This window comes from Bradyrhizobium sp. BRP19, assembly GCF_020194195.1.
Lineage (GTDB): Bacteria > Pseudomonadota > Alphaproteobacteria > Rhizobiales > Xanthobacteraceae > Bradyrhizobium > Bradyrhizobium yuanmingense.
This window is the reverse complement of sequence record NZ_JADYVZ010000004.1, coordinates 342,957-365,962: the sequence shown is the minus strand read 5'-3', so window position 1 is coordinate 365,962 and position 23,006 is coordinate 342,957. Positions and strand designations below refer to the sequence as shown.

The 23,006-nt window shown below is 65.4% G+C and carries 23 protein-coding genes; 10 read left to right on the top strand and 13 right to left on the bottom strand.

From position 1 onward, the window contains the following. The first annotated feature begins 1 nt into the window (after position 1). Positions 2-1,420, top strand: a complete 1,419-nt coding sequence (locus I6F36_RS16255; protein ID WP_225171756.1) for an amidase family protein — start codon at positions 2-4, stop codon at positions 1,418-1,420. A 114-nt stretch (positions 1,421-1,534) separates the two neighbouring features. Here the strand turns inward: I6F36_RS16255 and I6F36_RS16250 are convergent, their stop codons facing one another. The 3 genes from I6F36_RS16250 to I6F36_RS16240 all read right to left on the bottom strand — a co-directional run bounded on the left by I6F36_RS16250 (position 1,535) and on the right by I6F36_RS16240 (position 5,365). Beyond that, complete coding sequence (locus I6F36_RS16250) at positions 1,535-2,971, bottom strand: hypothetical protein (RefSeq protein ID WP_225114870.1); 1,437 nt, start codon at positions 2,969-2,971, stop codon at positions 1,535-1,537. A 100-nt stretch (positions 2,972-3,071) separates the two neighbouring features. After that, positions 3,072-4,181 (bottom strand): amino acid ABC transporter permease, encoded by a 1,110-nt coding sequence (locus I6F36_RS16245; protein WP_225171755.1) that lies wholly within the window; start codon positions 4,179-4,181, stop codon positions 3,072-3,074. Between the two features lie 2 nt (positions 4,182-4,183). Then, positions 4,184-5,365: an amino acid ABC transporter permease gene (locus tag I6F36_RS16240; RefSeq protein ID WP_036004908.1), complete on the bottom strand. Its 1,182-nt coding sequence runs from the start codon at positions 5,363-5,365 to the stop codon at positions 4,184-4,186. Positions 5,366-5,453: 88 nt separating this feature from the next. Between I6F36_RS16240 and I6F36_RS16235 the strand changes: the two genes are divergently transcribed. The 4 genes from I6F36_RS16235 (at position 5,454) to I6F36_RS16220 (ending at position 9,510) form a co-directional block, all read left to right on the top strand. Continuing rightward, positions 5,454-6,326, top strand: a complete 873-nt coding sequence (locus I6F36_RS16235; protein ID WP_074447505.1) for a MurR/RpiR family transcriptional regulator — start codon at positions 5,454-5,456, stop codon at positions 6,324-6,326. Positions 6,327-6,329: 3 nt separating this feature from the next. Next, positions 6,330-7,679 carry an aspartate aminotransferase family protein gene (locus I6F36_RS16230; RefSeq protein WP_225152697.1) on the top strand — a complete coding sequence of 450 codons (1,350 nt, stop codon included), beginning with the start codon at positions 6,330-6,332 and terminating at the stop codon, positions 7,677-7,679. Positions 7,680-7,691: 12 nt separating this feature from the next. Continuing rightward, positions 7,692-8,702, top strand: coding sequence for an amino acid ABC transporter substrate-binding protein (locus tag I6F36_RS16225; protein ID WP_225171754.1), 1,011 nt, complete (start codon positions 7,692-7,694; stop codon positions 8,700-8,702). 169 nt (positions 8,703-8,871) lie between these two features. Then, entirely contained in the window at positions 8,872-9,510 is a 639-nt protein-coding gene (locus tag I6F36_RS16220) for an aspartate/glutamate racemase family protein (RefSeq protein WP_109144491.1), read from the top strand. A 97-nt stretch (positions 9,511-9,607) separates the two neighbouring features. Here I6F36_RS16220 and I6F36_RS16215 read toward each other — a convergent pair whose 3' ends face one another. Continuing rightward, positions 9,608-10,255, bottom strand: coding sequence for a TetR/AcrR family transcriptional regulator (locus I6F36_RS16215; RefSeq protein ID WP_036025733.1), 648 nt, complete (start codon positions 10,253-10,255; stop codon positions 9,608-9,610). 138 nt (positions 10,256-10,393) lie between these two features. On the opposite strand from I6F36_RS16215, the gene I6F36_RS16210 reads away from it, so the two are divergent. From I6F36_RS16210 to I6F36_RS16195, 4 genes are all read left to right on the top strand, one after another. Next, positions 10,394-10,603, top strand: coding sequence for a ferredoxin (locus I6F36_RS16210; protein ID WP_018648108.1), 210 nt, complete (start codon positions 10,394-10,396; stop codon positions 10,601-10,603). Positions 10,604-10,659: 56 nt separating this feature from the next. Next, positions 10,660-11,883, top strand: a complete 1,224-nt coding sequence (locus I6F36_RS16205; protein WP_225171753.1) for a cytochrome P450 — start codon at positions 10,660-10,662, stop codon at positions 11,881-11,883. An 86-nt stretch (positions 11,884-11,969) separates the two neighbouring features. After that, positions 11,970-12,629, top strand: a complete 660-nt coding sequence (locus tag I6F36_RS16200) for a sulfite oxidase-like oxidoreductase (protein ID WP_036004844.1) — start codon at positions 11,970-11,972, stop codon at positions 12,627-12,629. A gap of 25 nt (positions 12,630-12,654) precedes the next feature. Next, complete coding sequence (locus I6F36_RS16195; protein ID WP_225171752.1) at positions 12,655-13,878, top strand: bifunctional alpha/beta hydrolase/OsmC family protein; 1,224 nt, start codon at positions 12,655-12,657, stop codon at positions 13,876-13,878. Between the two features lie 10 nt (positions 13,879-13,888). Here I6F36_RS16195 and I6F36_RS16190 read toward each other — a convergent pair whose 3' ends face one another. Continuing rightward, positions 13,889-15,334, bottom strand: coding sequence for a PLP-dependent aminotransferase family protein (locus I6F36_RS16190; protein ID WP_225171751.1), 1,446 nt, complete (start codon positions 15,332-15,334; stop codon positions 13,889-13,891). A gap of 83 nt (positions 15,335-15,417) precedes the next feature. Here I6F36_RS16190 and I6F36_RS16185 point away from each other — a divergent pair, with 83 nt between their 5' ends. Then, the gene (locus I6F36_RS16185) at positions 15,418-16,332 is read left to right on the top strand and encodes a DMT family transporter (protein WP_109144494.1); all 915 of its coding nucleotides are present in this window, start codon (positions 15,418-15,420) and stop codon (positions 16,330-16,332) included. Here the strand turns inward: I6F36_RS16185 and I6F36_RS16180 are convergent. From I6F36_RS16180 to paaB, 8 genes are all read right to left on the bottom strand, one after another. Then, entirely contained in the window at positions 16,311-17,366 is a 1,056-nt protein-coding gene (locus tag I6F36_RS16180; protein WP_225143782.1) for a YeeE/YedE family protein, read from the bottom strand. The two genes, I6F36_RS16185 and I6F36_RS16180, sit on opposite strands and share 22 nt — an antisense overlap. 2 nt (positions 17,367-17,368) lie before the next feature. Beyond that, a complete protein-coding gene (locus tag I6F36_RS16175) occupies positions 17,369-18,370 on the bottom strand; it encodes a zinc-binding alcohol dehydrogenase family protein (RefSeq protein ID WP_225171750.1) in 1,002 nt (333 codons plus the stop codon). A gap of 64 nt (positions 18,371-18,434) precedes the next feature. Then, complete coding sequence (paaK, locus tag I6F36_RS16170; RefSeq protein WP_225171749.1) at positions 18,435-19,766, bottom strand: phenylacetate--CoA ligase PaaK; 1,332 nt, start codon at positions 19,764-19,766, stop codon at positions 18,435-18,437. Positions 19,767-19,805: 39 nt separating this feature from the next. Further along, positions 19,806-20,255: a hydroxyphenylacetyl-CoA thioesterase PaaI gene (gene paaI, locus I6F36_RS16165; RefSeq protein WP_225171748.1), complete on the bottom strand. Its 450-nt coding sequence runs from the start codon at positions 20,253-20,255 to the stop codon at positions 19,806-19,808. Positions 20,256-20,356: 101 nt separating this feature from the next. After that, complete coding sequence (gene paaE / locus I6F36_RS16160; protein ID WP_036043142.1) at positions 20,357-21,439, bottom strand: 1,2-phenylacetyl-CoA epoxidase subunit PaaE; 1,083 nt, start codon at positions 21,437-21,439, stop codon at positions 20,357-20,359. Positions 21,440-21,441: 2 nt separating this feature from the next. Continuing rightward, positions 21,442-21,942, bottom strand: coding sequence for a 1,2-phenylacetyl-CoA epoxidase subunit PaaD (gene paaD, locus I6F36_RS16155; protein WP_225171747.1), 501 nt, complete (start codon positions 21,940-21,942; stop codon positions 21,442-21,444). Next, a complete protein-coding gene (gene paaC, locus I6F36_RS16150; protein WP_225171746.1) occupies positions 21,936-22,712 on the bottom strand; it encodes a 1,2-phenylacetyl-CoA epoxidase subunit PaaC in 777 nt (258 codons plus the stop codon). Before paaC ends, paaD begins: the two co-directional genes overlap by 7 nt. After that, positions 22,712-22,999 carry a 1,2-phenylacetyl-CoA epoxidase subunit PaaB gene (gene paaB, locus I6F36_RS16145; RefSeq protein ID WP_109144501.1) on the bottom strand — a complete coding sequence of 96 codons (288 nt, stop codon included), beginning with the start codon at positions 22,997-22,999 and terminating at the stop codon, positions 22,712-22,714. The genes paaC and paaB overlap by 1 nt, the downstream gene beginning before the upstream one ends. Positions 23,000-23,006 lie beyond the last annotated feature (7 nt).

Here is a 23,006-nt window from a genome sequence, read left to right as displayed (position 1 = left end):
AGTGTCCCAGGATCTGATCCGCGAAACCGCCTGCACCGTCGTCGACAAGCTGCGCTCCGGCGACGTCTCGCCGCTCGAGCTCTTGGACGTGCTGGAGAAGCGCATCAAGGAGGTCGACGGCAAGGTCAACGCGCTGCCGACGCTGTGCTTCGATCGCGCGCGGGAGAGTGCGAAGACACTGATGCAGAAGCCGGCCGGCGCGCGCGGGCTGCTCGCCGGGCTGCCGGTGCCAATCAAGGATCTGACCGACGTTGCGGGCGTGTTGAACACGCAGGGCTCGCCGATCTTCAAGGACAACATCCCCGCGAAATCCGACCTCATGGTCGAGAACCTCGAGGCCAACGGCGCGGTCGTCTACGCCAAGTCGAACACGCCGGAATTCGGAGCCGGCGGCAACACTTTCAACGAGGTGTTCGGCGCGACGCTCAATCCCTGGGACACGACGAAATCGGCCGCAGGCTCCTCCGGCGGCGCGGCGGTGGCGCTGGCGACCGGCATGGCCTGGCTCGCCCAGGGCTCCGACATGGGCGGATCCTTGCGCAGCCCCGCGGCCTTCTGCGGCGTCGTCGGCATGCGGCCGAGCATCGGCCGCGTCGCGCATACCCCAAAGTCCGGCATCGATCGCAATCTCGGCGTGGTCGGCCCGATGGCGCGCAACGTCGAGGATCTCGCGCTGCTGCTGGATGCCATGAGCGGCGACTATGCCGACGATCCGCTGTCGCTGCCGGCTCCCGCAACCTCGTTCCTGTCGGCGGCCCAGGCGGGCAAGCGGCCGAGGCGCATCGCCTATTCGCCCGATCTCGGCATCACCCCGGTCGATCCCGAAGTGAAGGCGATCACACGAAAGGCCGCCGAACGTTTCGCCGAAGCCGGCGCCATCGTCGAGGAGGCGCATCCGGACTGGCGCGAGGCGCATGAATGCTTCCACGTGCTGCGCGCCTTCGACTTTGCGATCACCAAGGCCAATCTGTTGCGCACCAAGCGCGACCTGCTCAAGCCCGAGGTGATCTGGAACATCGAGGAGGGTCTGAAGCTCACAGTGGAGCAGCTTGCGCGCGCCGAGGCGCAGCGCGTCGGCATGACGGCGCGGGCAGTCGAGTTCTTCAAGAGCTACGATCTATTGCTGACGCCGACCACGATCGTTCCACCCTTCCCGATCGAGCATCGCTATGTCGCCGAATGCGCCGGCAAGAGGTTCGAAAACTACGTCGAGTGGCTCGGCATCGTCTACGCCATCACGCTGGCCTGCTGCCCGTCTCTCTCCCTGCCCTGCGGCTTCACGGCCTCGGGCCTGCCGGTCGGCGTGCAGGTGGTCGGCGCGCCGCGCGCCGACGCGCAGGTGATCGCCGGAGCGAAGGTGCTGGAGGATATTCTGGGCCTGCGCGGTACGACGCCGATCGATCCGAAGGTGAAGGACTAGCCTCACTCTCGTGTCACGGACAAGGGGCAGCGCGCCAGCGCTGCGTCGCAGAGCCGGGACACGAGACCTCACCTCCCGCTGGCCGCTTCCAGGCTGGGGCGGTTGCTCGGTTCGCTATTTGGCGATCGGGCAGGAGCCGGGATTAGCGCAGCGAGGAGGCGTCGATCGCGTGGTGCCGGTCGCCTCCTCGGAGCTCGGGCCCACCGCCCCGTTCAGAATGACCGAGACACGCCATCGATATGTTGTTTGCGGCGTCAGACCGGAATCCCCAAAGCTCGCGCCTGTCACGTCGCCAACCGATTGGAACGCACCATCGGGTCCCGCACGCGAAACCCGGTAGGTTGTTCCGTCGTCTCCTGGAGACCAGGCCAGGTCAGCGCCGCTATCCGACGTATCGATCACCGTGAGCGACTGCGGCGCCGATAGCGAGGGCGCGGTCGCGCCGGCGGGCGCCGCCGCAGCGGCCGTGAGCGCATCCAGCATCGCCTTGATCGCCTTGATTTGCGATCCGGACTTCGTCACGTAGCTATCCTGATGGTTGACGTAACTCCACCAATCCCAACAGGCCTGCGGATTGCTTGGCCAGTATGGGCTGGTCTTGGTCTGCGGATAGAGAATGATCATGCGGTTCGTGTCCGCCCACTCATTGTAGCCGGCCTCATCCACGAATTTGCGTCCGATATCGGCGACGTCCTGCTTGCATCCGTGGAGCGCGACGTGGACTCGACACGGACTGCCCTGCTCGCAATCCCTGGGTACAAACACATAGCCGGTATCGCCCATGCTCAGCGCATCGGGCAGATGCGGCGTGGTATAGATCGATTGATCAAAGCTCTTCACCGAACCTGCAAGCTGCGCGGCATTGGGCGGATTCAGGCGGCCGTAAATATGCTGCAGTATGACGCCGGCCTGGTCATAGCCGCATTGGTCGATATAGGGCGCCGTGTTGGCCTTGCAGTCGTTGAGCCCGGGTGCGCCCTGTTTCGCCACGACGAACGAGTGGCCCGCGCCGAGCGTGGCCTGATAGAACAAGTTGCCGCGATTAGCATCCCCCAGATAATGGCGATAGAAATCGGCGGCCGCATCGGTCGCGGCCTTGTCGACGATCGCGTCATTGTAGCCGTGAAAGAGATAGATCTTCTGCCTGCCTACATTGCTGAGAGGGTCGATCTCGCCCGCTGCGGCCTTCGCGTCGGCCTTTGCCGTAAAATCCTTCGGATTCAGATCCGACGCCGGCCCTTTCATGCATGCACCCGTGGCCCGCCGGATCGGCCCCCAGTACCAGGTGACGGCGTCGAACGCGTCCGCCTTTGCGCACCAATAAGGGCCGCCCGCGACCACACCGACGCCCTTGATCACCGACGACCATGCCGTGCCGAACTGAACGGCCATGAACGCGCCCGACGAAATTCCCGAAATCGAACTCTCACCGATCGGCGCGCGATAGCGCCGCAACCCCTCCGCGGCGCACGATGACACGCCGAGAGCGGTTGTGAAGATCAGGACGCAAATCTGGGCGGCGGTGAATTGCCGCAAAACGGCCACGCGCATGACAGCCTCGCCAGATCGACCGCAGGAGCAACCTCTGGTATTAGAGATCAAGATCAGAAATCGGCGCAAGCGCAAACAAGCGGCACCAAACGAGAAACCGTCACTTCGGCGTTGTCGGCGCCTCCAGGCTCCGGCTGTAGCGTGACATCGCGAAACAGAAGACGAAGTAGATCGCGGCCACGAAGATGTAGACCTCGACCGAAAACTGCTGCCAGGCGGGATCGATGATCGCGGTCTTCGCCGTCGTCAGCAGGTCGAAGATGCCGATGATCAGCACCAGGCTGGTGTCCTTGAAAAAGGCGATGAAGGTGTTGACCAGCGGCGGGATGACGTGGCGGATAGCCTGCGGCAGGATGATCAGCCGGTGCTTGCGCCAGTACGACAGGCCGAGCGCGTCGGCGGCTTCATATTGCCCGCGCGGCACGGCCTGAAGCCCGCCGCGGATCACTTCGGCGAGGTAAGCACCGGCGAACAGGATGATCGCGATCTGTGCGCGCAGCAGCTTGTCGATGTTGAATCCGGCCGGCATGAATAGCGGAAACATCACGCTCGCCATGAACAGCAGGCTCACCAGCGGCACGCCGCGGATCAGCTCGACATAGAGCACGCTGAGCGAGCGGATCGCCGGCAGCTTCGAGCGCCGCCCGAGCGCGACCAGGATACCGAGCGGAAAGCCGACAGCGAGGCCGAACGTCGCCAGGATCAGCGTCACGGGCAAGCCGCCCCAGCGGTCCTGCGAGACGAAGGACAGGCCAAGCACGCCGCCCCACATCAGCACGCTGATCAGCGCCAGTGCACCGATCCAGAGATAGACCAGCTCGCGCCGCCACAGCGCGCGGCGGGTCGAGAGGTAGTACAGTGCGATGAACAGCACAACCGACAGTGCCGGCCGCCACCGCTCGTCGAACGGATAGGTGCCGAACAGGATGAAGCGATACTTCTCGGGGACAATGGCCCAGCAGGCGCCGAGGCCACGCGCGGCGCGACAGGCGCTGGAATCGTTGGTGGGCGTCAGCCAGACCGCATTGGCGATGCCCCATTGCACGAAGCTGAAAATGCCCTTGGCGAGCAGCACCAGCAGCAGGATGCTGATGATCCCATTCGGGATCGAGGAGAACAGGTTCTTGCGCAGCCAGTGCAGCACCGGATTGCCCAGCTGCGGTCGGCGAGCGGCCCGGGGTGCATCGGGGATGTCCGTGATCGCGGTCATGATCAGCGCTCCACCAGCGCGATGCGCGCATTGTACCAGTTCATGAAGAAGCTGATCGAAAGGCTGATGGTCAGGAACACCGCCATGATCAGCGCGATGGCTTCGATGGCCTGTCCGGTCTGATTCAGCGTTGTGTTGGCGATCGAGACCACGTCCTGGTAGCCGATCGCGACCGCGAGCGAGGAGTTCTTGGTCAGGTTGAGATACTGGCTCGTCATCGGCGGCACGATGACGCGCAGCGCCTGCGGCAGGATGATCTGCCGCAGCATGAAGCTGCGACGCAGGCCGAGTGCGTTGGCGGCATCCCATTGCCCGCGTGGCACCGACTGGATGCCGCTGCGCACGATCTCGGCGATGAAGGCGGAGGTGTAGGTCACCAGTGCGATCAGCAGCGCGAAGTATTCCGGCGCGAGCGTCAGCCCGCCGACGAAATTGAAGCCGCGCAGCTGCGGCCACTCGACCGTCCAGGACGCGCCGAGCACCAGCGAGACCGCCGCCGGCACCACGACGATGAGGCCGAGCGCAGACGGCCAGGCCGGCCGCGGCTTGCCGTCGCGCATCTGCTGTGCGACCAACCAGCGACGGAAGAGGAAGAACACCGCACAGCCCAGCACCGCGGTGCCGAGCACCGTGAGTTGCGGCGGACCGAACGGGATCGCAGGCAGGATCAGGCCGCGATTGGACAGGAATATGCCCTCGACGGGCCGCCAGGCGGCACGTGCAGCCGGCAGCGCCTGCATCAGCACGTACCAGAACAGCAGCTGGAGCAGCAGCGGGATGTCGCGGAGCGTTTCAACATAGACCGCGGCAAGCCGCGACAGCAACCAATTGGCCGACAGCCGCGAGATCCCGATCAGGGTGCCGAGGATCGTCGCGAGCACGATACCGATCACGGCGACGCGCAAGGTGTTGGCGACGCCGACGACGAAGGCCCAGAGGTAGGTATCCCCAGGATTGTAGGCGAGCAGGTTGTCGGCAATCGGCATACCGGCCTCACGGCCGAGAAAAGCGAAGCCGGTCGTAATGCGGCGGGCCGACAGATTGGTGACGGTATTGGACCAGAGGAAGGCGATCACTGCGATCGCGATGCCGACCACCAGGACCTGCCAGAACAGGCCCTTCAATTGGTTGCGGCCGAGCACGAAGCGGCGGCGCGGCGGCGGCCTGGGATGATCGGCGGTCACAGCACAAAAATCCTTCGTCGAATGCAGCGGTTTCCGGCGACGCACGTCAACTGTTGCATCGAACTCAGATTCATGCAACAAATGTTTCATGGCCGAGCCCGCGAAATCCTCGCCCTTGAGCGAACTGCGCATCGCATTGCCGTCGCTCCCCCTGCGCTTACAGGAGGTCGGCCGTTTCGTCGCCGCCAACGACTACGATGCCACCACCCGCTCGATGCGCGATCTCGCAGCGGAAGCCGGTGCCGATCCCGCCGCGTTCACGCGGCTTGCGAAAGCGATCGGCTATTCCGGATGGGACGAGCTGCGTGCGGCGCTGACCGAGGCGCGGCGGCCGTCCCAGACCGCGCCCTTCTCCGGCCGCACAAGAGGCCGCCGTCACGGGCCGAACGCCGATGTTACGCTCATCCTCGACAAGCTCGAGGCCGAGGCCGCCGGCCTTCCGCGCATCCCGGCACAGCCGATCGCGGAAGCGGCGCGCGCGCTGCACGAGTCCAAGCGGATCTGGATCGCGGGCTATCGCAGCTGCCGCAGCGTCGCGGAACTCCTGAACTACGAGCTGCGCCTGTTCCGGCCCGAACAGGTGCAGCTCGTCGGCACGTCCGGGCCCGACGACCTCGATCTCGGCGCGTTCCGGCCCAGCGAAGCCGTCATCGTCATCGGCTTCCTGCCTTACACGCATGCGAGCGTCCGCGTCTCGCAGGCCGCGCATCGCAGCGGCGCGACGCTGATCGCGATTGCGGACAGCCTGTCGGCACCGATGGCCGAAGGCGCCGACCATGTGCTGCTGTTCGAGGCAGCCTCCTCGCCCGGCTTTTTCCCCAGTCTCACGGGCGCGATCGCGATCGCGCAGTCGCTCGCGGCGGTCACATTCTCGCTCGGCGGCGCCGCCGCGAAGAAGCGGCTGGAAAACACCGAGGCGCGGCTCACTGCTGCCTCCACCTACGTCCCGGAGAAAGGTTGACCCATGAGCACTCGCACCAGCCGCGTGCTGCATCGCTCGCTGCGCGAAACCCCGCCAAAGGCGATCGGCGGCGAGGGCGTTTATCTCTTCGCCGAGGACGGACGTCGCATCATCGATGCCTCCGGCGGGGCGGCGGTCTCCTGCCTCGGCCACCAGCATCCGCGCGTGATCGCGGCGATGGCCAAGCAGGCGTCCACCCTCGCCTATGCGCATACGGCTTTCTTCTCCTCCGAGCCGGCGGAAGCACTTGCTGAAACACTGGTCGGACACGAGCCCGGCGGGCTCGCCTACGCCTATTTCGTCAGCGGCGGATCGGAGGCGATCGAAGCCAGCATCAAGCTGGCGCGGCAATATTTCATCGAGCGCGGCGAACCGCAGCGGCAGCACTTCATCGCGCGGCGGCAGAGCTATCACGGCAACACGCTCGGCGCGCTCGCCGCCGGCGGCAATGCCTGGCGTCGCGCTCCCTATGCGCCGCTGCTCTCGACCGCTTTCAGCCACGTCACGCCGGCGTTCGCCTATCGCGAGAAGCGCGAGGGCGAGTCGGACGCGCGGTTCGTCGCGCGCCTCGCCGCCGAGCTCGAAGCCGAGTTCCAGCGGCTCGGCCCCGACACCGTCGCCGCCTTCCTCGCCGAGCCCGTCGTCGGCGCCACCGCCGGCGCCGTGACCGCCCCGGACGGCTACTTCAAAGCGATGCGCGAGATCTGCGACCGTCACGGTGCGCTGCTCATTCTCGACGAGGTCATGTGCGGCATGGGCCGCACCGGCACGATGCATGCGTGGGAGCAAGAAGGTGTCGCCCCCGACATCCAGGCGATCGCAAAGGGGCTCGGCGGCGGCTATCAGCCGATTGGTGCGATGCTGGCAAGCGGCAAGATCATCGACACCATCCGCGCAGGCTCGGGCGCGTTCCAGCACGGCCACACTTATCTGGCGCATCCCCTCGCCTGCGCTGCGGCGCTCGCGGTGCAGGATGTGATCCGCGAGGATGGCCTGCTCGACCGCGTGAAGGAGCGCGGCAAGCAGCTCGAGCAGCGCCTGACCGAACGCTTCGGCAATCATCGCCATGTCGGCGACATCAGGGGCCGCGGCCTGTTCTGGGCGATCGAGCTGGTCGCCGATCGCGCTACCCGCACCTCGTTCGATCCGGCCCTCAAGCTGCACCAGAAGATCAAGGCGGAGGCCTTTGCCGGTGGCCTCGGCTGCTATCCCACCGGTGGTACCGTCGATGGCGTGCGCGGCGACCACGTGCTGCTGGCACCGCCCTATATCGCCTCGGCGGACGAAATCGACCTGATCGTCGACAAGCTGGGCACGGCCGTCGACAGCGTGTTGCGTAGTGTCAATCAGTGAGGGGAGAGTAGTATGAGGAAAGTGGTTATCGCAGCGGGCCTGCTCGCGGCATCGACGGTGATCGCAGCGGCGGCGACGCTCGATACGGTGAAGAGCCGCGGCACGCTGGTGTGTGGCGTCAGTGCCGGTTTTGCCGGCTTCTCGGCGCCGGACTCGCAAGGCAATTACAGGGGTCTCGACGTCGATTATTGCCGCGCGCTGGCGGCCGGCGTGCTCGGCGATCCTACCAAGGTGCGCTACGTCTCGCTGACGGCTCAGAACCGCTTCACCGCTCTGCAATCGGGCGAGATCGACGTGCTCTATCGCAACTCGACGCAGACCTATTTGCGCGGCGCGACGCTGGGCCTGCGGCAGGGTCCGATCAACTTCTACGACGGCCAGGGTTTTGTCGTGAAGAAGGACCTCGGCGTCAAGGAGCTGAAGGACCTCAAGGGCGCCACCGTCTGCGTCGCGCAGGGCACCACGCACGAGGTCACGCTCGGCGATTACGGCCGCGCCAACGGCATCGACTGGAAGCCGCTGGTGTTCGAGCGCGTCGACACCATGTACCAGACCTTCTTCGGCGGCCGCTGCGATGCGATGACCCAGGACGCTTCGGCCCTCGCCGGCGCGGTGACCACGGCCGCGCCGAACGCAGCCGACTACATTGTGCTGCCGCAGACCATCAGCAAGGAGCCGCTCGGACCCTTCACCCGCAATGGCGACGAGGTCTGGAGCGACATCATCGCCTGGCTGCATTACGGCCTGATCGAGGCCGAGGAGCTCGGCGTCACGCAAGCCAATGTCGAGGAGATGACGAAGTCGCAAACGCCTGCGATCCAGCGGCTGCTAGGGGCCAGCGGCGACCTCGGCTCGCGGCTCGGGCTCGACAACAAATGGCTGGTCAAGGCGATCAAGGCCGGCGGCAATTACGGCGAGATTTTCGAGCGCAATGTCGGCAAGGCCAGCCCGCTCAAGCTCGATCGCGGCCTCAACGGCCTCTGGAGCAAAGGCGGCTTGATGTACGCCATTCCGTTCAAGTAAGGGAGTTCACCTCTCCCCGCTTGCGGGGAGAGGTCGGATTGCGCAGCAATCCGGGTGAGGGGGAGTTTCCGCGCGTCCAACTCTCACCTTTTTGTGCCGAGAGAGCCCCTCACCCCCGACCCTCTCCCCGTAAGAACGGGGAGAGGGAGAAGAAGCATCGAGCCCCCCCATGCGCATCGCCCTTATCCACGCCCTCAAGCATTCCATCGCCCCGATCGAGGCAGCGTTTGCGCAGGCGTGGCCCGAGGCGCGGCTGATGAACCTGCTTGACGACAGTCTCTCGGCGGATCTCGCCCGCGACGGGCAACTCAACAATGCCATGACGGAACGGTTCCTCGCGCTCGGCGACTATGCAGCGGCGACGGGAGCGGATGGAATCCTGTTCACCTGCTCCGCCTTCGGCCCGTGCATCGAGGCCGTCGCGCGCGCGCATGCGCCGATGCCGGTGCTGAAGCCGAACGAGGCCATGATCGAGAGGGCGGTGACCATCGGCCGGCGCATCGGCCTGCTCTCGACCTTTCAGCCGACGCTGGCGTCGATGCCGCCCGAGTTTCCCGCCTCCGTCGAGGTGGTGCCGAAGCTCGCCGACGGCGCGCTGGCCGCGCTCGACCGCGGCGACCGCGCCACGCATGACCGGCTGATCGCGGAGGCCTCACGGAGCTTGCGCGATTGCGACGTCATCGCGCTGGCGCAATTCAGCATCGCCGCGACGGCGCCGCTGGTCGCGGAGGCCACCGGCCGCCCCGTCGTGACCACGCCGGACAGCGCGGTCGAAAAGCTGATGAAGCTGCTGAAGGCGAAGGCCTAAAGCGCGATGCGATTAGGATGGATCGTCATCGCGCTTTAGGTTATTGTTTGAGCATGATCTTTTCGGAAAACCGCCATGCACTTTTCCGGATCATGCTCTAAGCGCCGGCCTTGGTCCGACGTCGCGCATCCTTGATCGCGACCGCAAGCGCAGCCTTCGTCTCGTTGACGAAATCCTCGACCAGCTCCTCGCGCGTGGCATGCGCCGCCTCGCCCGTGAACAGGCCCTGCTCGGCCAGCATCACCACGCCGTGCAGCGCCGCCCAGATCTTGAGCGCCTGCCGTTCGCGCAAATAGCCCACGGCGGGCGCTTCCAGAGCTTCGATGACGAGCGCAAAGGTCTCCCGCGTTGCCTCGTGCAGCTCGCTGCCCTTGGCCGCGCAGGACACCGTGCGCGAGGCGAACATCAGGCGGTAGATGCCATTCCGGCGCAAGCCGAAATCGAGCGTCGCCTGTGCGAGCCGCGAGAGCTTCGATTGCTGCGACGGCTTTGCCATCGCATCACGCAAGAGCGCCGAGAGCTGCCGGAATGCTTGCGCGGTGACGGCGGCGAGCAGCGCCTCGCGGTCGGCAAAATGCCGGTATGGCGCCGGCTGCGAGACCCCGAGCTTCTTGGCAAGCGCCTTGATGCTGATCGCCTCCGCGCCGCCCCGCTCCGCCTCTTGCAGCGCGGCCTCGATCAACGCATCGCGAAGATCGCCATGGTGGTAGGTCTTCGCGGGCTTGCGGGCTGGTCGTGAACGCATGTCGGGGCGAAGCCTACAAGTTCCCGCTTGACAAGGGAAGCCCGCCGCGAATGTAATAGTATATAACTTAAATAGAACCGAGATGAGGAAACGCGCCGCCTTCGGGCCGTCGCGCGCACACGACCAAGGAAGCCGAGAATGGCAGAGCGACTGAAGGTTCACGTCGATCCCGACAAATGCCAGGGCCATGCCCGCTGCAAGGCGCTCGCGCCGGAGCTTTTCGAGCTCGACGAATACGGCAACGCGCACGAAGCTGGTGACGGCACCGTCCCTCCGGGACTCGAGGACAAGGCCTGGCTTGCGAAATCCAACTGCCCGGAAATCGCAATCGATGTGATCGAGGAATAGTGCGGCCGTTGCCGCCCCGCTGCGTTCAGCGAATACGAGCCAAGGGATTCCCTGCCATGTCCGACGTCGACCAGCCTGTCGCCCATCCGCCCGTTACCGACTGGGTTCATGATTTCGACCACACCGATCCGCAATGGACCGAGGACCCGTTCCCGATCTGGGACGAGCTGCGAGCCGTAAGCCCCGTGGTGCACACGAAACGCTTCCTCGGCTGCTATTTGCCGACGACCTATGAGGCCGTGCGCGAGATCGCCAACGACACCGAGCACTTCTCCTCCCGCCGCATCATCGTCCGCGACGTACGGCCGGAAATCACCAGCAGGAACGCAGCCCCGCCGATCACCTCCGATCCGCCCGAGCACAAGCCGGCCAAGCAATTGCTGCTGCCGCCGTTCACCCCGGACGCGATGAAGAAGCTCGAGCCGCGCGTCCGCGCCATCTGCAACGAGCTGATCGACGACTTCCTCGCCGAGCAGAGGGTGGACGCTGCGGCGCGCTACACCAAGCACATCCCGGTTCGGGCGATCGCGCACATGCTCGGAATTCCCGAGAGCGACAGCGACCTTTTCATCAATTGGATCCACATGATCCTCGAGCTCGGCATCAAGGACGAGAGCAAGCTGCTCCAGGCCGTGCAGGAGATGACGGCCTATTTCGGCGGCCACATCGAAGCGCGCAAGAGCAAGCCCACCGACGACCTGATCTCCTACCTGATGAACGCCAGGGACAAGAACGGCAATCCGCTCGAGGACACCCATGTGATGGGCTCGCTGCGCCTGCTGCTGATCGCCGGCATCGACACCACCTGGAGCGCGATCGGCTCCTCGCTCTGGCATCTTGCGAAGACGCCGGCCGACCGCGAGCGGCTAATCGCCGAGCCCGGACTGATTCCAACCGCCGTGGAGGAGCTGCTGCGCGCCTATTCGCCGGTGACGATGGCGCGCGAGGTGGTCAAGGAGACCACGGTGTCCGGCTGTCCGGTCAAGCCGGGCAACATGGTGCTGCTGTCGTTCCCGGCAGCCAACCGCGACCCCACGATGTTTCCGGACGCTGACAAAGTCGTGATCGACCGGCGCGAGAATCGTCACGCGGCCTTCGGCCTCGGCATCCACCGCTGCGTCGGTTCCAACCTCGCGCGCATGGAAATGCAGGTGGCGCTGGAGGAATGGCTGAAGCGGATTCCCGACTTCCGGCTCGATCCGGCAGGCACTGTGACTTGGTCGCAAGGAACGGTGCGCGGCCCCCGCCAGTTGCCATTTTTGCTCGGAAAGGCGATGTAAGGCCTTCCCAAAGGAAGCGGACAGGCCTTTCATGGCGGGCGCGACACCAAGCACGCCTCCGCCATGCATCGCCACGAGCACAGGCCATGACCGACGAGACGCCATCCGACAGCAAGCTGACGCGCACCAAGGAGAAGTGGGCGCGCGAGGGCCGCTTTCTCACCGGCAAGATGACACGCCCGGAGGATCAAAGGCTTCCGCCCGGGCAGCACCTCACCAAGGACTGGCCGGTACTCGATCTCGGGGTCACGCCGCCGGTCTCGCGCGAGCGCTGGCGGCTCGACGTCTATGGCGCGGTCGAGACCCCCGTTTTCTGGACCTTTGCCGAATTCGCCGCGCAGAAGCAGTCCCGGTTCACCTCGGACATCCATTGCGTCACGACCTGGTCGCGCTATGACAACGAATGGGAAGGGCTCGCCACGCGTGAGCTGCTGGTGGCCTGCCAGCCGCGCGAGGATGCTCGCTTCGTCGTGCTGCATTCCTATGACGGTTACACCACCAATCTCGCGCTGGAGGATTTTGCCGCCGAGGACGCGCTGCTCGCCCACAGCTGGTCCGGCCAGCCGCTGACGGAGGAGCATGGCGGCCCGGTGCGGCTGGTCGTGCCGCACCTCTATTTCTGGAAGAGCACGAAATGGCTCCAGGCCATCGAATTCCTGACCGAGGACGCGCCGGGCTTCTGGGAAGTCCGCGGCTATCATAACCGCGGTGATCCCTGGGCCGAGCAGCGCTATTCGGGCGATTAGGTTCGAGCAAGACGGGGGGAAGCCCATGCCGACGGAACGCTTTCAATTCACCGGCGAAGGCGGCCATCAGCTCGCGGCCGCGCTGGAGCTGCCTGACGGCGAGCCCGCGGCTTTCGCGCTGTTCGCGCATTGCTTCACCTGCGGCAAGGACACGCTGGCGGCCAAGCGCATCTCGGTCGCGCTCGCCGCCAAGGGCATCGCGGTGCTGCGCTTCGACTTCACCGGGCTCGGCTCCAGCGGCGGTGATTTCGCCAACTCGACGTTCTCCTCCAACGTTGCCGATCTCGTGCGCGCGGCCGATCATCTGCGCGAGACCCGCAAGGCGCCCTCGATCCTGATCGGCCATAGCCTGGGTGGCGCCGCGATCCTCGCCGCTGCCGGACGGATTCCCGAGGCGAGAGCGGTGGCCACCATCGCGGCGCCCTCGGATCCCGCCCACGTCACCGGCCTGTTCAGGGAGCATCTCGACAACATCCGCGCACAAGGCGAGGTCGAAGTCTCGCTTGCGGGACGCCCGTTCCGGATCAAGCGCGAATTCATCGACGATATCGCCGAGCACGAGCTGATGAAGGACGTCACCGGCCTGCACAAGGCGCTGCTGGTGATGCATTCGCCCCTCGACGACACCGTCGGCATCGACAACGCAACGAAGCTCTTCGTCGCGGCAAGACACCCCAAGAGCTTCGTCTCGCTCGACCATGCCGATCATCTTCTGACCAAGCCTGCTGACGCGCTCTACGCCGCCGACGTGATCGTGGCCTGGGCCAGCCGTTACGTCGATGCAGCGACGCCCGCGAAGGCGATGGATCTGCCGGAGGAGCCGCGCAAGGTCGTGGTGCAGGAGACCCGCAAGAGCAAGTTCAACCAGACCATCACCGTCGGCCCGCATCATCTGGTGGCGGACGAGCCGCTCGCGGCTGGCGGCGCGGATGCCGGACCCGGCCCGTACGATTTCCTGCTCGCCGGCTTAGGTGCCTGCACCTCAATGACCATGCGTCTCTATGCCGACCGCAAGTCGCTGCCGCTCGACCGCGTCACGGTGACGCTGAAGCATTCCAAGATCTACGCCAAGGATTGTGCGGAGTGCGAGACCCGCGAGGGCATGCTCGACCAGATCGAGCGCGACATCGCGATCGACGGCGCGCTCGATGCCGAGCAGCGCAAGAAGCTGATGGAGATCGCCGACAAGTGCCCGGTGCACCGGACGCTGACATCGGAGATCCGGATCGTGACGAAAGCGGTGGAGTAGCGATGCCCCACTAGAAGCACGACGCCATCGTGCGCACGGCCGCGCTGATCTCGTTTTCGCGCCACGCCGCAAAGCCGAGCAGCAGGCCGTGATCGCGCGGCTTGCCGAGCGCCAGGCTGGACAAGGCGCGCGTTTCGACGCCCGCCTCGACCAGCCGCTTCACCGCCGCCCGATCAGTGCGGCCGCGCTCGAGACGGGCGACGAGCTGGATACCGCCGGGGGGCACCTCGACCAAGAGCATGCCACCGAGATGCCGCTGCAGCTCCTCGACAAGATGATCGCGGCGCGCGTGATAGAGCCGGCGCATGCGGCGCAGATGCGCGAGGAAGTGCCCATCGGCGATGAATTCGGCCAGCGCCTCCTGAATGTGGCTGGCGGCGATCAGTCCCATGTGCTGCTGCGCGATCTCCAAGGTGCTGACCAGCGCCGCCGGCGCTACCAGATAGCCGAGCCGGATGTCCGACCTCATCGCCTTCGAGAATGTGCCGACATAGAACACACGGCCATGGGCATCTAACCCCTGCAAGGCCGGCACCGGCCGGCTGTCGTAGTGGAATTCGCCGTCGTAATCGTCCTCGACGATCCAGGTCCTGCCGGGCCGGCTTGCCGCGAGAAACTCGGTTCGACGGGCCAGCGACATCAACCGGCCGGTTGGGTGCTGATGCGACGGCGTCATGAAGATCAGCCCGGGAGCTCCAAGGCCTGGCATTCGCTGCATGCCCTGTTCATCCAGCCTGATGCCGGTCAGGCGCGCGCCGGATGCGTGAAAGGCAGCCGCCGCGCCGGGATAGCCGGGGTCTTCAACCCATACATGATCGCCCGGTGAAATGAGTGTGGCAGCAATCAAGGTCAGCGCGGCCTGCGCGCTCGGCAGGATCATGATCTGCTCCGCCGTGGCGCGGACGTCCCGGTTCGTCGCCAGATAATGCGTCAGCGCCTCCCGCAGGCGCAGCCGGTTGACCGGTCCCAGCTCGCGCCTGCCTGCATGCACGGCGCTGCGGCGCAGGCACCGTGCCCAGACCTCGTTCGGAAACTCCCTGAAATCGCCCAGCCCCGGGCGCAGCGGTTTGAGCTCCCCTCGATAAGACATCGGCCAGTCGGCCTGCTGGAGCTTCGTAGCCCAAGGCGAGAGCTGCAGTTTGCCGACGCATTCGCCCGCTGCGACGGCGCCCCGTTCGATGCGTTCGTGGCCGTCGATCATGACCACGGGACGGCGGCCATGAGACGCCGCGACATATCCCTCGGCCGCGAGCTGCTCGAACGCGTATGTGACGGTGTTGCGCGAGACGCCGAGATCGCTCGCAAGCCGTCGGCTCGACGGCAGAACGCAGCCTTTGCCGAGGCGGCCGGTCGCGATCAGGCCTCGCAGCTGGCTCGTCAGTTGCGCCACCAGCCCCTCGCCATCGGTCCGCTTCAGCTCGATCAACGCGGAGATCGTCGTGTCGGATACTGGCACTCTCTTCTTCTCCAATCTGGCACTTTTTCAAATGCCAGTCGGGATGCTATCCGGCGGCTCGGACTGCTTCAAGGACCTGCGACATGAACACCCTGTCACCCCGTGCGGCCATCGGCCTGTTCCTCATCGTGGTGCTGGCCTGGGGCGTGAATTGGTCGGTGACCAAGCAGCTCGTGCAGTTCGTCCCGCCGTTGTGGAGCGCGGCAATCCGGAGTTGGATCGCGCTGGCTGGATTGTTCGTGCTGCTCGGACTGAGCAACAATCTCGTGATCCCGGAGCGACGCGACTTTCCCGTGATCCTGAGCGTGGCGCTGCTGCATATGACGCTGTTCTCGATCCTGGTTGCCAGCGGCCTTCGCTTCCTGCCCGCAAGCAAGGGCATCGTGCTCGGCTACACCACGCCGCTCTGGGTCGCACTCGCCGCGCCCCTTTTCGGCAAGGACACGCTGACGGCGCCGAAGCTCGCCGGCGCTCTGCTCGGGCTGATCGGCCTTGCCGTCATCCTGAATCCATCCTCGATCGACTGGACCAACCCAAACGTGCTGCTCGGCGCCGGCATGGTCATCCTGGCCGCGATCTCTTGGGCTGCGAACATCATCTATATCCGCGCGCATCGCTGGATCGGATCTCCGCTTCAGCTTTTGCTTTGGCAGGTGCTCGTGGCAACGATCGTGCTGTCGGTCGGCGCGACAGCTGTGGATGGCCTCCCGCATGTGGAGTGGTCGTGGAGGCTCGTATTGTTGTTTCTCTATTCGGGCCTGGTCGGAACGGTCCTGGCTTATTGGGCGATGTCGATGGTCAACAAGAGCATCTCAGCCCTGACGACGTCGCTCGGCACCACCGGGACACCGCTGGTCGGCATCGCCAGCGCTGCGATCCTTCTGGGTGAACCCATCGACGCGAGCCTTGCCGTCGCGGCCGCGCTGATCGTCTCCGGCATCGGCCTTGCGACGCTGGGCGATCGGTTGTTGCGCAGTCAGGCCACCGCGAGAGGCTGAACCCGCAGAACCCCGCGCAGGCCCGCCGCGGTGCCGAGCAGGATGCCGGCAGCCGCGACGAACGATCCCAGCGCGAGCGTAGACACGCCGGTGAGCCCCTGCCCGATCGAGCAGCCGAACGCCATCACGCCGCCGATCCCCATCAGCGCGGCACCGGTCCCTGAGCGGAGCATGTGGCGCGGCGAGGAATAGCCTTCGAGCTTGAAGCGGCCAGTTGCGAGTGCCGTCACCAGACTGCCGGCGAAGACGCCGGCCACCGTCGCGATGCCGAAGTTGAGCGTCAGTCCAGTCGAGAGCATGGCATATTGCAGGCTATCGGCGATCGGCGCGACGAACGTAAGGGAGGTCACGGGGACCGGATTGAAGTCGTCGGCACCGAGATAGCCGGTGGCCAGCCAGCCCCCGGCGACGAGGAGGCCCACAATGATGCCCGCCACGACCTGACCGGGCGAGCGACGGAACGCAGGATGCGCGAAAGCGAACAGGCTCAGCGCGACGGTTGTCGCGGCCGCGGCGAGCGCGCGTGAAAGCGATTCCGTGAAGCCGAGCGTCGCCAGCAACGACGGCAGCGAATTGGCAGGAGCCGTGGCTTGCGTTGCCTGGACCAGCGCAATGCGCGCCGGTGCGATGAGGCCCTTCAGCGTCATCTGCGCGGCAATCGCGAGCACGATCACGACCACGAAGGAGCGGAGATTGCCGCGGCCGAGCAGCACCAGCGCCCGCGAGCCGCAGCCGTTCGAAAGCACCATGCCGTAGCCGAACAGCAGGCCGCCGAGGAACAGCACCGCCGGCGAAAACGATTGCTGCAGATAGATCGACTTGCCGAGATCGACCGTGCCGCTGCCGGCGAGGAACTGGCTCGCGGCGATCGCAACAGCGATTGCGAGCGCGTAGGTCCGCACCAGCCGCCCGTCGCCCTCCGCCAGAAACCCGCGCATGCTGCTCATCAGGCAGAAACCGCTGAGCAGGCCAACGGCACCGTAGACGAGACCGATGGCCAGGCCTGCCAGGATAACGAGTTGCGTGGATTCCATGGTTACGGCTTCAGGATCACCCGGTCACGTGACGAGCCGGCGACCGCAACATACGCTTCCTTCGCGCGCTCCAGCGGATAGATCGCATTCGCCCTGATCGGAAACGGCTTCAGATGGCCGCTGGCAAAACCCGGCCCGATGTCGCGCAGCACCGCGCCCGTCGCGGCCGAGGATAGACCCAGCGTGTCGATGCCGACATAAGTGTGCTGGCCCCGATAGAATTCGAGGATGTTGAACTGCACGATGCGGTCGATCGCGGCGATCAGGATTTGGCGGCCGCGAAGCGCGAGCGATTTGTGCGCGGCCTGGAAATAGGGATCGCCGACCGTGTTGAAGACGACGTCGGCGCCCTTGCCGCCGGTCAATTCGTGCACGCGCGCGGCGATTTCGGTGGCGGAGGCGTCGATCACCTCGATGGGCGCGTTGGTGTGGCCTTCATAGGCTTCCGCCCTGCGCACCACACCGATCACGCGCGCGCCCTGCCAGGTCGCGATCTGCACCGCGGCCTGACCGACCTTGCCATTCACCCCGAAAACCAGAACGGTCTCGCCGCGCTTCGGCACGCCCGCCCTGCGAAAGCCTTCCATCGCGGTCACGAAGGGCACGCCGATGCCGGCGGCCTCCTCCCAGGACACAGTCTTCGGCTTCTCCACGACCGCATCGGCTTCGACCACGAGATGGCTCGCATGAGTGCCGTCACGACGAATGCCGAGGTCCCCGGACGAGCCGAACACTTCGTTCCCAATGGTGGCGGCGGGCCCGTCAATCACCACGCCGGCATAGTCGCGGCCGGGGGTCCGGGGGAACACGGCATAGGGCATCAGCCCGGTCGCAGCCTTGACGTCGGAGGGATTGACCGCGGCAGCCTTCACCTCGATCAGAAGATCGTTCGGCCCGCGCGCAAGCATCTGCCGCTCAATTGTCGGCGCAAGCGCAGCGGCATTTTCAGCTTTGGCGCTGAGGCGCACACAGCGCGCTTCGACGGTTTTGGCATCGGCTGACATGAAAAGACCCGCGATTTCTCGCGGGCCTTGTCGCCTCTGGCGCCGGTCGAGTCAATCCGTCCGGTCAGTCCTTTGGCCGCTTGTCGAAGAGCCGCTTGGCCTTGCCGAGCGAGCGCTCCAGCGTGGCCGGCGCAACTACCTGCACCCTGGAGCTGACGCCGATCGTATTCTTGATGTGGGTCGAAATTCGATCCGCATGGTCGACGAGGCCGCGGCCGTCCCAGCTCTCGGGCCGCGCCTCGGCGATGATGGTGAGCTCGTCCATGCGGCCTTCCCGGGTGAGCTCGAGCATGAAATGGCCGCCGCACCAGTCGGTCGCGAGCAGCACCTCCTCGATCTGGGTCGGGAACAGATTGACGCCGCGCAGGATGATCATGTCGTCCGAGCGCCCGGTCACCTTCTCCATCCGCCGCATGCCCGGCCGTGCCGTTCCCGGCAGCAGCCGCGTCAGGTCGCGGGTTCGATAGCGGATCACCGGAAAGGCTTCCTTGGTGAGCGACGTGAAGACCAGCTCGCCCTTCTCGCCGTCAGGCAGCACCGCGCCGGTCTCGGGGTCGATCACTTCCGGGTAGAAATGATCCTCCCAGATGTGCAGGCCGTCCTTGGTCTCGATGCATTCCTGAGCGACGCCCGGGCCGATCACCTCGGACAGGCCATAGATGTCGGTCCCGTCCATGTCGAAAGCGTCCTCGATCTCGGCGCGCATTGCATTGGTCCAGGGCTCCGCGCCGAAGATGCCGATCTTGAGCGAACACTGGCGCGGATCCAGCTTCTGGCGCTTGAACTCATCGAGGATCGCCAGCATGTAGCTCGGCGTTACCGTGATGATGTCGGGGCGGAAATCGTTGATGAGCTGCACCTGCCGCTCGGTCATGCCGCCGGAGATCGGCACCACGGTGCAGCCGAGCTTCTCGGCGCCGTAGTGCACGCCGAGACCGCCGGTGAAGAGGCCATAACCATAGGCATTGTGGATGATCATGCCGGTGCGGCCGCCGGCGGCGCGGATCGAGCGGGCCATCACCTCGGACCAAGTGTCGATATCGCGCTGCGTATAGCCGACCACGATCGGCTTTCCGGTCGTTCCGGATGAAGCATGCACCCGCACGAGCTTTTCGCGCGGCACGGCGAACATGTCGAAGGGATAATTGTCGCGCAGGTCCGTCTTCACCGTGAACGGAAATTTGGCAAGATCAGAGAGATCGCGAAAGTCGGACGGATGCACGCCCGCTTTGTCGAAAGCCTTGCGGTAATGCGCGACGTTGTCGTAGGCGTGCTTCAGCGACCACGCCAACCGCTGCTTCTGCAGCGCCATGATCTCGCCGCGCGAGGCGCGCTCATGCGCATCCATCTCGGCGCTATAGGCGTTGCCACCTTCCTTGAGCCTCGTCAGAGCCATCCTCGTTTCCCCACATTGCCTGTTCTTTTTTGTTTGGTTTTATTGATCTTGCGCCGGCAGCCATTTGCCGGGAATGACGCGGGAATGTCCGCGGAATTCCGCGATGACGACCTCGCCCACCGTGACACGCACATCGTAGATGCCGGAGCGGCCGCCGCGCGTGATCTCCCGCGCCTTGGCGATGAGACGATCGCCGAGCTTGCCGGGCTTGATGAAGGTGATCTGGCCCTGCGCCGCCACGACGCGCTCATTGTGCGAGTTGCAGGCGAACGCGAAGGCGGAATCGGCGAGCGTGAAGATGAAGCCGCCATGGGCGATGCGCTGGCCGTTGACCATGTCCGGCCGCACCGTCATGGCGAGCGTCGCGAAGCCCGGGCCGATCTCGACGATCTCCATGCCGAGACCTTTGGAGGCATCGTCCTCGGCCCACATCGCATCGGCGCAGGCGCGGGCGATATCCTCAGACGACAGGGCGGCTTTCACGTTCACGTGCTTCTCCCGGCCAGACGTTTGCTCATGATGTTGTTCTGGTTGGCTCACACTGTCAAATATTGCGACGCATTTGCATTGCGGAGCCGCAGAACGCCTGATCAGACATGATCATAATCGACCACGACGCGCTCGGTGGACGGCTTGGCCTGGCAGGTGAGAACAAAACCGGCCTCGAGCTCCCACGGTTCCAGCGAATAGTTGATGTCCATCGGCGCCTCGCCTTCGACCAGCTTGGCGCGGCAGGTCGAGCACATGCCGCCCTTGCAGGCGAAGGGCAGATCGACGCCGGCGCGCAGCGCGGCATCGAGGATGGCCTCGTCCTCGGCGACGGGCACGTCGCGGCGCTTGCCGTCGATGATCAGCGAGGCGATCGCCTTCGGCGGCGCGTCGGGCGCAACCGCCTTTTTCGGCCGCGGCTTGCCGCCGAACTCGGAAACGAAGCGCTCGACATGGATGCGCTCGTCGGCGATGCCGAGATCGCGGCAGGTCGCCTCGATGTCCTCGCTCATGCCAAGAGGACCGCAGATGAAGACGTGATCGACGCTGGCCGCCGGCACCAGCGCGCGGAGCAGCACCCTCACCTTGTCGCCGTCGAGCCGGCCATGCAGGATCGGAATGTCCTGCTCCTCGCCGGAGAGCACGTAAAAGATCGAGAGACGATCGATGAAGCGGTCCTTGAGCTCCTCGAGCGCTTCGAGGAACATGATGTTGTCGGTGGTGCGGTTGCCGTAGAACAAAAAGAAGCGGCTGCCCGGCTCGCGCGCGAGCACGCCCTTCACGATCGACAGGATCGGCGTGATGCCGGAGCCGGCGGCGAAGCCGACATGAACGCGCGCACGATCTGTCGGCGGGACCAGACCGAAGCGGCCGGTCGGCGTCATCACGTCGAGCTCGTCGCCGCATTTGAGATCTTCGGCGGCCCAGCTCGAAAATGCGCCGCCATCGACCTTCTTGACGGCGATACGGATCTCGCCGTCGTCAGGGCCGGAGCAGATCGAATAGGAGCGGCGCACCTCTTCGCCGTCGAGCGTGGCGCGCAGCGTCAGATACTGGCCGGGCGTGAAGGCGTAATCGCCGGCGAGTTCGTTGGGGATGGCAAAGGTCATCGAGACGGCGTCCGTGGCCTCGCGGCGGAGGTCCCTGACGGCGAGGCGATGGAAGCGCGGTGCGGCTGCGGACATGGTCAATGGCACTTGAAATAGTCGAAGGGTTCGCGGCAGGCCTTGCAGCGCCAGAGCGCCTTGCAGGAGGTCGAGCCGAATTCGGACAGCAGCTCGGTCTTGTCCGAGCCGCATTGCGGGCACGCCACCGTCTGCGCGCCGAACAGCGCGCGGCGCGAGCTCGCGGCTTGCGGGGGCGCGATGCCGTAGGCGCGCAGCTTCTTGCGGCCTTCCTCGCTCATCCAGTCCGTGGTCCAGGCCGGCGACAGCACGGTTCGTACCTTCGGTTGATGGAAACCGGCGCGCTCCAGCGCGAGCTCAATTTCGAGCGCGATCATGTTCATGGCCGGGCAGCCCGAATAGGTCGGCGTGATCGCGACTTCGACATGATCGCCGTCGAGAACGACGTCGCGCAGCACGCCGAGATCGGCGATACTCAGCACCGGAATTTCCGGATCGACCACGCTTGCGGCGGCGTCCCAGGCGCGCTGGCGCAGCACGGCGTCATCGGTCACCGTCACCATATCAGCCCCGGGAAAGTTCGCTGCATCGATTGCAGCTCCGACAGGAGGTGGCCGAGATGCTCGCTGTGACGACCGGAGCGACCGCCCTGCTGCATCCAGTCGTTCTGCGGCAGCGCGAGCGTTGCTTCACGCGTGACCTCCGAGAGAGTCGCCAGCCAGCGCCCGCGCAAGCTTGCGGGATCGACGGCAATGCCGGCATGGATCAGAGCGCGTTCGCCGTCGTCGACGGCAAACATCTCGCCGGTAAAGGCCCAGAGATTGTCGATCGCAGCCTGCGCCCGGCGATGACTCTCCTCCGTGCCGTCGCCGAGCCGGATGATCCATTCCGAGGCATGGCGCAGATGGTACGCGCTCTCCTTCTCCGATTTCGCAGCAATCGCCGCCAGCGTCGCATCGCGCGAATTCATCATCGCGCGCCAGTAGAGATCGGCGAAGGCGGAATAGAAGAATTGCCGCACCAAGGTCTGGGCAAAATCGCCGTTGGGCTGCTCGACTAGGAGAAGATTGCGGTACTGCCGCACGTCACGCAAGTAAGCGAGCTTGTCCTCGTCGTTGTCCCTGCCTTCGACCTTGGCGGCAAAGGTGTAGAGCTCCCGCGCCTGGCCGATCAGGTCGAGCGCGATGTTGGAGAGCGCCATGTCCTCTTCCAGCATCGGCGCGTGCCCGCACCATTCCGACAGCCTGTGACCGAGGATCAGCGCATCGTCGGCGCGGCGCAGCGCGTAGATCACCAGCGGGGTTTCGGAGACCTGGATGTTGGCGACCACCATCACATGTGCCCCACTTCATCCGGCACCTCGTAGAACGTCGGGTGCCGGTAGATCTTGGATTCCGCCGGCTCGAACATCATGCCCTTCTCGGCGGGATCGCTCGCGGTGATCGCGCTCGAGGGCACGACCCAGATCGACAGGCCCTCGCCGCGCCGGGTGTAGATGTCGCGGGCGGCCTGCAGCGCCATGGTCGCATCGCTCGCATGCAGCGAACCAACATGCTTGTGCGCGAGCCCGTTACGGCTGCGAATGAAGACTTCCCACAGCGGCGTGTTCGGCGTGGCCATATCGGTC

Coding starts and splice junctions, on each gene's coding strand:
- I6F36_RS16250 (WP_225114870.1), bottom strand. CDS start 2,971: ATGCGCGTGGCCGTTTTGCGGCAATTCACCGCCGCCCAGATTTGCGTC.
- I6F36_RS16245 (WP_225171755.1), bottom strand. CDS start 4,181: ATGACCGCGATCACGGACATCCCCGATGCACCCCGGGCCGCTCGCCGA.
- I6F36_RS16235 (WP_074447505.1), top strand. CDS start 5,454: ATGGCCGAGCCCGCGAAATCCTCGCCCTTGAGCGAACTGCGCATCGCA.
- I6F36_RS16230 (WP_225152697.1), top strand. CDS start 6,330: ATGAGCACTCGCACCAGCCGCGTGCTGCATCGCTCGCTGCGCGAAACC.
- I6F36_RS16225 (WP_225171754.1), top strand. CDS start 7,692: ATGAGGAAAGTGGTTATCGCAGCGGGCCTGCTCGCGGCATCGACGGTG.
- I6F36_RS16220 (WP_109144491.1), top strand. CDS start 8,872: ATGCGCATCGCCCTTATCCACGCCCTCAAGCATTCCATCGCCCCGATC.
- I6F36_RS16215 (WP_036025733.1), bottom strand. CDS start 10,255: ATGCGTTCACGACCAGCCCGCAAGCCCGCGAAGACCTACCACCATGGC.
- I6F36_RS16210 (WP_018648108.1), top strand. CDS start 10,394: ATGGCAGAGCGACTGAAGGTTCACGTCGATCCCGACAAATGCCAGGGC.
- I6F36_RS16205 (WP_225171753.1), top strand. CDS start 10,660: ATGTCCGACGTCGACCAGCCTGTCGCCCATCCGCCCGTTACCGACTGG.
- I6F36_RS16200 (WP_036004844.1), top strand. CDS start 11,970: ATGACCGACGAGACGCCATCCGACAGCAAGCTGACGCGCACCAAGGAG.
- I6F36_RS16195 (WP_225171752.1), top strand. CDS start 12,655: ATGCCGACGGAACGCTTTCAATTCACCGGCGAAGGCGGCCATCAGCTC.
- I6F36_RS16185 (WP_109144494.1), top strand. CDS start 15,418: ATGAACACCCTGTCACCCCGTGCGGCCATCGGCCTGTTCCTCATCGTG.
- I6F36_RS16180 (WP_225143782.1), bottom strand. CDS start 17,366: ATGGAATCCACGCAACTCGTTATCCTGGCAGGCCTGGCCATCGGTCTC.
- I6F36_RS16175 (WP_225171750.1), bottom strand. CDS start 18,370: ATGTCAGCCGATGCCAAAACCGTCGAAGCGCGCTGTGTGCGCCTCAGC.
- paaK (WP_225171749.1), bottom strand. CDS start 19,766: ATGGCTCTGACGAGGCTCAAGGAAGGTGGCAACGCCTATAGCGCCGAG.
- paaE (WP_036043142.1), bottom strand. CDS start 21,439: ATGTCCGCAGCCGCACCGCGCTTCCATCGCCTCGCCGTCAGGGACCTC.
- paaD (WP_225171747.1), bottom strand. CDS start 21,942: ATGGTGACGGTGACCGATGACGCCGTGCTGCGCCAGCGCGCCTGGGAC.
- paaC (WP_225171746.1), bottom strand. CDS start 22,712: ATGGTGGTCGCCAACATCCAGGTCTCCGAAACCCCGCTGGTGATCTAC.
- paaB (WP_109144501.1), bottom strand. CDS start 22,999: ATGGCCACGCCGAACACGCCGCTGTGGGAAGTCTTCATTCGCAGCCGT.